Source organism: Streptomyces sp. NPDC020192, from assembly GCF_044388685.1.
Taxonomy (GTDB): domain Bacteria; phylum Actinomycetota; class Actinomycetes; order Streptomycetales; family Streptomycetaceae; genus Streptomyces.
Map to the genome: position 1 here is coordinate 21,428 of NZ_JBIRXG010000056.1, position 7,863 is coordinate 29,290.

8 protein-coding genes and 1 pseudogene are annotated in these 7,863 nt (G+C 68.5%); 8 read left to right on the forward strand and 1 reads right to left on the reverse strand.

Going from position 1 to position 7,863, the window contains the following annotated elements; genetic code table 11:
* The first annotated feature begins 567 nt into the window (after positions 1 to 567).
* The gene (locus ACH47Z_RS44425) at positions 568 to 1,626 is read left to right on the forward strand and encodes a zinc-dependent alcohol dehydrogenase family protein (protein WP_399085451.1); all 1,059 of its coding nucleotides are present in this window, start codon (positions 568 to 570) and stop codon (positions 1,624 to 1,626) included.
* Positions 1,627 to 1,726: 100 nt separating this feature from the next.
* Here ACH47Z_RS44425 and ACH47Z_RS44430 read toward each other — a convergent pair whose 3' ends face one another.
* The gene (locus tag ACH47Z_RS44430; RefSeq protein WP_399085454.1) at positions 1,727 to 2,656 is read right to left on the reverse strand and encodes an NAD(P)H-binding protein; all 930 of its coding nucleotides are present in this window, start codon (positions 2,654 to 2,656) and stop codon (positions 1,727 to 1,729) included.
* 291 nt (positions 2,657 to 2,947) lie between these two features.
* On the opposite strand from ACH47Z_RS44430, the gene nthB reads away from it, so the two are divergent.
* The 7 genes and pseudogenes from nthB to ACH47Z_RS44465 form a co-directional block, all read left to right on the forward strand.
* Positions 2,948 to 3,613 carry a nitrile hydratase subunit beta gene (gene nthB / locus ACH47Z_RS44435; RefSeq protein WP_399085457.1) on the forward strand — a complete coding sequence of 222 codons (666 nt, stop codon included), beginning with the start codon at positions 2,948 to 2,950 and terminating at the stop codon, positions 3,611 to 3,613.
* Complete coding sequence (gene nthA / locus ACH47Z_RS44440; protein WP_399085460.1) at positions 3,610 to 4,209, forward strand: nitrile hydratase subunit alpha; 600 nt, start codon at positions 3,610 to 3,612, stop codon at positions 4,207 to 4,209. The genes nthB and nthA overlap by 4 nt, the downstream gene beginning before the upstream one ends.
* Positions 4,206 to 4,553 (forward strand): nitrile hydratase accessory protein, encoded by a 348-nt coding sequence (locus ACH47Z_RS44445; protein WP_399085463.1) that lies wholly within the window; start codon positions 4,206 to 4,208, stop codon positions 4,551 to 4,553. The genes nthA and ACH47Z_RS44445 overlap by 4 nt, the downstream gene beginning before the upstream one ends.
* A 213-nt stretch (positions 4,554 to 4,766) precedes the next feature.
* Positions 4,767 to 5,036 carry a carbonic anhydrase gene (locus tag ACH47Z_RS44450; RefSeq protein ID WP_399085466.1) on the forward strand — a complete coding sequence of 90 codons (270 nt, stop codon included), beginning with the start codon at positions 4,767 to 4,769 and terminating at the stop codon, positions 5,034 to 5,036.
* A gap of 544 nt (positions 5,037 to 5,580) precedes the next feature.
* Positions 5,581 to 6,444: an MBL fold metallo-hydrolase gene (locus tag ACH47Z_RS44455; protein WP_399085472.1), complete on the forward strand. Its 864-nt coding sequence runs from the start codon at positions 5,581 to 5,583 to the stop codon at positions 6,442 to 6,444.
* A pseudogene (locus tag ACH47Z_RS44460) lies at positions 6,417 to 6,563 on the forward strand (transposase); the annotation flags it as partial. The gene ACH47Z_RS44455 and the pseudogene ACH47Z_RS44460, both read left to right, overlap by 28 nt.
* A gap of 398 nt (positions 6,564 to 6,961) precedes the next feature.
* Positions 6,962 to 7,863 (forward strand): thiamine pyrophosphate-binding protein (locus tag ACH47Z_RS44465; RefSeq protein ID WP_399085469.1); only part of this gene is annotated, 902 nt, incomplete at its 3' end.

Below are 7,863 nucleotides of genomic sequence, written 5' to 3' on the forward strand. Positions count from 1 at the left end.
GACGAGCCGCCCGCGTTCTCACCGCCTCATTCCTCCGCGTACTCGAAAGCGGCGAGCCCGAGTACAGCGGAACCCACGACACGCACCAAGCGCCAGCGTGTCCCACCGCGCGCAGAAGCCCACGCCGAATGCTCCGGACGCTGTTGCGCTTCGGCGTTTCTGCCACCGCTGATGTCGTGCCGGTGGCCCTGGCGTCCTTTTACGCTCTGGCGGTGCGCACCGCAGGCTGCTGTTATGGAGCGCCCCCGGAAGTCAGTGTGCTGCCCTGACTGGTGACGGGCACGGCGGGCAGCATCGGCGCCGTCGGACGATCAGGCGTAGCGTGAAGTGACGGATTTATGACAGAACTCGTGCTACGTCGGGAGGACCTGGGAACGGACCTTGCACACCGCGTGAGCCCAGAGCACGTGCATGATCGCCTAAGTCAGCAGAAGAGGGCCTGGAGGAGTCCGACGCCGATCACAGCCTCGGCACCGGCGAGGGCACTGATCCCAGCATCGCTCTGACTGGAGCGCCCGCTGGGTTCTTCGCGGGCTGAGAGACGAAAGGCCACCCATGCCTCGATCCATGCGCGCGCTCGTGGCGGTAGAGGCCGGCGAGCCCGCCGATGTCCTGCGGCTGGAATCCCGGCCGGTTCCCACGCCGGGCGCCGGTCAGGCGTTGATTCGTGTGAAGGCGACCCCGGTTCACGCGAGTGATCTGCACGTGCTGCGCGGCCGCTACGGCTTCTCCCCGGAGTTTCCTGCTGTCGGGGGCAAGATGGAGTGCGTGGGCCGTATCGCGGCCCTGGGCCCGGAAACCGAGGGGCTGAAGCTCGGTGAGCGCGTGGTGGCCGCCGCGGTCCCGGCTGTACCCGGGCCCCCTATGGCCGGCACTTGGCAGGAATACCTCGTAGCCGACACACGCAGGCTGCTGTCGGTCCCCGACCATCTGAGCGACTCCAGCGCCTGCCAACTCGCCGTCAACCCGTTGACGGCGCTGCTCCTCGTGACGGGCGAACTCGACGTACAGCCGGGCGAATGGCTGTTGCAGACGGCCGCGGGCTCCACCGTCGGCCGGCTCGTCATCCAGCTGTCCCGGCATCTGGGGATTCGCACGACGAATGTCGTGCGGCGACGTGGTGCCGTCGAGGAGATCAAAGCGCTTGGTGGGGATGAGGTCATCTGCACAGAGGACGAAGACCTGGTGCAGCGTGTGACTGAGACAGCGGGACCAGCCGGCGTGCGAAAGGCCATCGACTGTGTCGCGGGTCCCGTGGGTGCCCAGGTGTCCCAGGCGCTTGCTCCGGGAGGAGAGCTGGTGATCTACGGTGCGCTCTCCACCCACCGGCAGACCGACCCTGCGGCGTTGACGATCCCGCTGCAGGCGCGCTCGGTCATCTACCAGGCCAAAACAGTCCGTGGCTTCTGGCTGAACCGCTGGTTCGGCACCGCCTCACCCGAGGACGCGCTGCACGCGCTCGCCCAGGTGCGCGGTCTCGTCGCCGATGAGGTGCTGAGCATTCCCCAGGGCCGGCCGTTCCCGCTCGAACGCTTCGCAGAAGCCGTCGCGCTTGCCGAAGCACCCGCGCACGGCGCCAAGCCACTGTTCGTCTTCGAAGACGGACAGGACGAAGGCGGTGGGTAGGAACCCGTGGACGTGGCCCGGGTGTGAACCCGCCTCAGCATGCCCGATGTGCGCCGGCAGCCCTGCCCGGCCGACCTCGGCGGCCCGGACGGCAAGCGGATCAGCGAGTGAACAGCTCGGGGTTCTCGCGGACGAAATCGGCTACTCCTGCAGCGGACCGCCCGGTGACCTCTGCCATGCCGTCTGCCTGGCGGTCATAGCGGCCAGCCACGTGTAGACGAGCCATGGTGGAGATGTGCTGGAAGACATGGTCCGGCAGTCCCAGCGCCCCGAGATCGTTGTCGAGCCATTCCTGCAACGGGACGTCGGTGTAGCCGACCGTGCGGTGCAAAGCATCGGAAATTTCCGCGGCCAAAGCGGCGATGTCCTGTGATCTGGGACCGGTCAGCTCATAGATCCGGCCGATGTGCCGGGCCGGATCGGCCAGAATCTCCTCGACGACCGCGGCAACGTCACCGGCCGCGATCGGGGAGGTTTTCGCCTTGCCGAAGGGCCACCTGATGGCGCCGTCCTTGGCGATCGAGGAAAACACGGTGTGGAAGAGCGGGTTCTCCATGAAGACGGTGGGCCTGACCTGGACCACGGGCAGGCCCGACCAGTCGAGGACCTGCTCGACCAGCCACTGCTGACGATGCTGATGCGACTCGGAGCCGCTGGTGGCGTCCATCTCGGAGACGGTCAGTTGCGACATGTTCACGAACGCCTCCAGCCCTCCGTAGGCGCGCGCGACCGCGGCTGTGGTCACGGCGGCCAGCAGATACTGTGCCGACACGGCCATGCCGAAATACACCCGCCCGCAGCCGTCAAGGGCGTCGGCGACATCACCGGCACGCGTCAGATCTCCCACCACGACTTCGGCGCCCGTCGCGCGCAGCGCCTGGGCACGGTCGTCGTCCCGGCGCACCAGAGCACGGACCTGGAGGCCCCGGCGCCGAAGGCCTTGGACCACGGTCCTGCCGACGGCTCCGACGCTGCCCGCAGCGCCGGTCACCAGAATGGGCCGCACGCCTGCTTCCGCGCTGTCGTCCACGGAAGCAGCCTGCGGCCCGCACGACCAGGGCGCAACCGGGGTGACGTCCAGCCCCCAGACCACCCCAGGGAACGCTGCTCCTGAGACGAGCGGATCCTCGCCAGCAGACATCAGGGTGTGTCCGTCCACGGCGATCGACGACATGCAGCTGCCGGCGAAGAGATCGGCATGCGTCCAAGGCGTGGCCCGCCTGGCCCGCCGCCACTCCCGGGCACGCGGGGCAATGAGCCCTCACCCACATACAATTCATATAACTATGCCCGCTATTGCAGGTAAAAGAGAGGTTCGACCATGGATGGTATTGCCGACATGGGAGGAACCCCAGGCTGGGGCCCCGTGCATCCGCCGAGACGGGATGAACCTGTCTTCGCAGAGTCCTGGGAGAGCCGGGCATTCGCGCTCGCGATCCTCTCGAACCGGGTGTCCGGGGGAAACCTGGACTCCTTCCGGCACGCGCTGGAGCGCCTGGACCGAGCGCACTACATCGACGACGGCTACTACGGGCGCTGGCTCAACGCCGGAGAGCTGAGACTCCTCGACAGCGCCGTCTTGGCACATGGTGCGGTCGACGCCCGCGCCCGCAACCTCCGCGGCGAGCACGTGGAGGAGCCCCCGATCCCGGAGCCGGCCAAGCCCGACTACACACCGACCGCCGAGGGCACGCTACGCTCCGTCGACACCTCGCCCGCCTTCGCCGTCGGGGAGCGGGTGCGCGCCAAGGACATGTCGCCGTCCGGACACACCAGACTGCCGCGCTATGTGCGAGGGCATGTCGGCGCCGTCGACATCGTTCAGCCCGCCGGTGTGCTGCCGGACACCAACGCCCACTTCATGGGCGAAAACCCGCAGTACGTCTACTCGGTGCGGTTCGACTCGCGCGAGCTGTGGGGCCCCGACGCCGAACCCTTCACCGTCACCGTGGACCTGTACGAGAGCTATCTGGAGACCACCGCATGACCACCACCGGCGGCTCTGACGAGAGCCCTTCCGTGGCGCTGCGCACCGAGGCGCTCGAACAACTGCTCACCGAGCGCGGCCTGATCGACCCGAAGGCCATGGACGCGATCATCACCCGCTACGAGACGAGCGTGGGCCCACTCAACGGCGCCAAGGTCGTCGCCAGGGCGTGGACGGACCCCGACTACCGGCGGCGCCTGCTCGAGGACGGCACCGCCGCCATCAAGGAACTCGGATTCTGGGGACAGCAGGGCGAGCACACCGTCGTGGTCGAGAACACCCCGACCACCCACAACGTCGTGGTGTGCACGCTGTGCTCGTGCTACCCCTGGCCGGTCCTCGGCCTGCCGCCGAGCTGGTACAAGGACCCCGCCTACCGCGCGCGTATGGTCAGAGAACCGCGCACGGTGCTGGCCGAGATGGGACTCACGCTCGACGACGACGTGCAGATCATCGTCCGGGACTCCACCAGCGAGGTGCGCTGGCTCGTCCTGCCCGAGCGTCCGCCCGGCGCCGAGCACCTCACGGAAGAAGAACTCGTGCCGCTGATCACCAGGGACGCGATGGTCGGCGTGGCCAAGGTGGCGGCACCGTGAGCACGCCGCTGGACACCGAGGGCCCGGCAGCGCCTCCCCGCTCCAACGGTGAGCTGGTGTTCGCCGAGCCGTGGGAAAGCCGTGCCTTCGGCATGGCCGTCACCCTGTACGAGGCGGGCGTCTTCAGCTGGCCGGAATTCCAGACCGCGCTGATCGCCCGGATCACCGCCTGGACAGCCTCACGGGAGCACGGCGAGCCATACCGCTACTACCGACTATGGCTGGGCGCCCTGGAGGACGTACTCGCCGGCCTCAGCGCTGTGTCCACGGACGAGGTCATCACACGCGCCCAAGCCCTGGCACAACGCTCCCCAGGTCACGACCACCGCGACCACGCGCGTTGACTCCGACACCTTCCGGACCGGCATCCCTGCCGGCTTCCCTGCCGGCGGATTGATCCTCCGGGGGTTCGGGGCAAGCAGACGCGAAGGCTCCGCTCGAAGCCACCGAAGTCGAGTGGCAGGGGAGGCCGCGGCGAGCCAGGATTGGCGGCAACGGGAGGTCGCCGTCGGCGTCACCAGAGGGCCAGACTCAAGCCGGATGGGGTTACCGGCACAGTGATCGACACGGACGAGCTAGCCAAGCGGAACGCCGGGTTCGCCGACGGCGGATCATTCGCCCATCTCAAGCTCCTGCCCAGTGGCAGTCTGACGGTCATCGGATGCGTCGATCCGCGTGTCGACCCGTCGGACGTGCTCGGGCTCAAGCTCGGCGAGGCGGCGGTGATCCGCAACGTCGGAGGGCGGGTCACGCCCGCGACACTCCGGACGCTGGGAATGCTCTCCAAGGTCGTGCGGGCCCGTACGGGCGGTTCTGGCCCCGGGTGACACCCACTATGCGGTCCTGCACCACACCGACTGCGGGATCACGGACCTGGCCGCGTTCCCCGAGCTGCTGGCCGACTACTTCGAAGTTCCGGCCGGAGAACTGGGCGCCAATGCGGTCACCGACCCGGTCGCCGCCGTCCGCGTCGACGTCGAAACCCTCAAGCTGAAGCTTCGGGCCGGCGTCTTCGTCTCAGGGCTCGTGTACGACGTGGCCACCGGGCTCATCGACGTCGTCGTGCCGCCCGCGCGGGTGGAAGCATGACACCGCACGACGCCCACGGCCGGCGCGACCGCCGTGGGCCAACGGCTTGTACCGGGTTCCGCTTCCCCGGCCGGTCGTATCGGCGGGGAGGCGACTTCTAGCATGTGTGACGAGCATGGGCACTCGGCGGCCGAGGCGGCGTGGTCAGCGCCTCGCGTCGCGGAGGGACCGGCTGTCGACCCGGTGACGCTGCCCGAGGTCGACGAGGTCAGGGTCACGACGATGGTCGACAACACCTTTGACGCCCTGCTGGCCTCTGCCGAAGGTGTCGCCCGGGCGTCGATGGACGCCGGGCGGACAGCCGCGCGGCAGTTCGCCGGTGGCGAGGCCGTCGCGGGGCTGCGCGCCGAGCACGGCTTCTCCGCCCTGGTCTCCGTCCACAGCGGGAACGCGAGCAGCACGCTGCTGTTCGACACCGGCGCGTCGCCGGACGGGCTGGCGGTGAACGCCGAGCGTCTCGGCATCGATGTCGGCGGCCTGCAGGGCGTCGTGCTCAGCCACGGACACTTCGACCACGCGGGCGGCTTCGACGGCCTGGCCCGGCTGCGCGGGCGCTCCGGCCTGCCGCTGACCGTCCACCCCGCGGTCTGGACCCGCCGCCGCGTGGAACTGCCCGCCGACCAGGGTTTGGAGATGCCCACGCTGTCCCGGGGTGCCCTGGAACGCGAGGGGTTCGAGGTGTTCGAGCGGCGGCAGCCGTCGCTGCTGGCCGGCGGCACCCTGATCACCGGCGAGGTGGACCCCGTCACCGAGTTCGAGCACGGCATGCCGCAGGCACACCAGGCCTGGGACGGGAACGGCTGGCGACACGACCCCGCCGTCATCGACGACCAGGCACTCGTCATCAACGTGCGCGGCCGGGGACTTGTCATCATCACCGGGTGCGGCCACGCCGGAGTGGTCAACATCGTCCGGCACGCCATGAGGCCCGCAGAACGGTCGACTCGTCGGCTTCGTGGCCGCTTGACCGAGCCGAGTGCAGTGTTCACGACCAACCTCACCGAGAACCTCGGTGCCGCCGGACCACACCTCGATGCCCACACCACCGCCGCCCTCACCAACGTCAGCGCACCACAGCACGGCGCTACCCCTACGGCGGCTTCGGCACCGCACCGGCCATGCTCCTCGAAGCCAAGACCGACCTGACCGCCTTCGCAGATTTCCCCGAGCGACACGGGAAGAAGAACCAGTCCACCAATCCCTTGGAGCGGGTCAACCGCGAGATCAAGCGGCGCGACGCTCAGGCCGTGAGGCCCTCGATCGCCACGGGAAGGTGGAGAACTTCACCCGGCGGAACAGTTCGGGCACGGCCCCTGCGCGCCCCCAGGGGCAGTGAGCTGAACCGAGATCAGCGTGGCCGGGCCTTGGGCCTGCTCGACAAACCAAGGTCGGGATCGGTGTTGAACCAGTCGGCCCGCCGCCGCGGGCGCTGTGGCGGGTTCCCTGGTGGATCGATCATCAGTACCCCAAAGTGAGCCTTCGCCGGGCGTGGCGACCACCACCACAGGAACCGGGGTACGAGTCCGCCCGCGATTCGCCGGTTGATCCGCCCGTGCGTGGGAGCACGAGCCCCCAGAGGCCTCCAACCATCTCTCACCGCAAAATGGACATAAGCCGCTCCCTTCCCGGAGGAGACGGTACCGGCGATTCGGAGGCACAGGCGATGTCCACCATCCCGAGCCGATGGATGACGATCGGCGACTTCCTGCTCCGGCGTCTGGAGGAGGCCGGCGTCGGCCACCTCTTCGGCGTCCCCGGTGACTTCAACCTCGAACTGCTGCAGCAGCTCCAGGACAGGGGCACTCTGAAATGGGTCGGCAACTGCAGTGAGCTGAACGCGTCCTACGCAGCGGACGGGTATGCCCGGCTGAACGGCATGGGCGCGCTCCTCGTGACGAACGCCGTCGGCGCCCTGAGCGCGATCAACGGAGTCGCCGGCTCCTACAGCGAGCACGTGCCGGTGGTCTGTATCTGCGGGTCGATACCGCTCAAGTCCATCGATCGCGGCCTGGGGATGCACCACACGATGGCCGACGGCACATGGGACCGTTTCCTCGGCGCCTATGCGCAGGTGACCGCCGCGCAGGCGCGACTGACCCCGCACAACGCGGTCACCGAGATCGACAGGCTGATCCTCACCGCGTGGCGGGAAAAGCTCCCGGTGTACGTGGAGTTGCCTTCCGACATCGCCTATCTCGACATCGAGGTTCCCGAGGCTCCGCTGGTGCTCGCGCAACCGCCCAGCGACCCGGAACGGCTGCGGTCGTGCATCACCGCAATCGCGGCCCACCTGTCCGCTGCCAAGTCACCGGCGGTCCTGGTGGATCTGGACGTGGACCGCTTCGACGTGGCAGACGATGTCATGGGACTGGCCGAGAAGATGCGGCTCCCCGTAGCAGCGATCAGCACAGCCAAGGCGGTCATCGACGAGACGTTCCCCTATTACGTCGGTATCTACAACGGCCAGGCGAGCGAGCGGCACGTGCGCGCGGCGATCGAGACCAGCGACTGCCTGCTCTCCATCGGCTACCGGCCGATCGAGGTGACCACGGGTGACTTCACGGC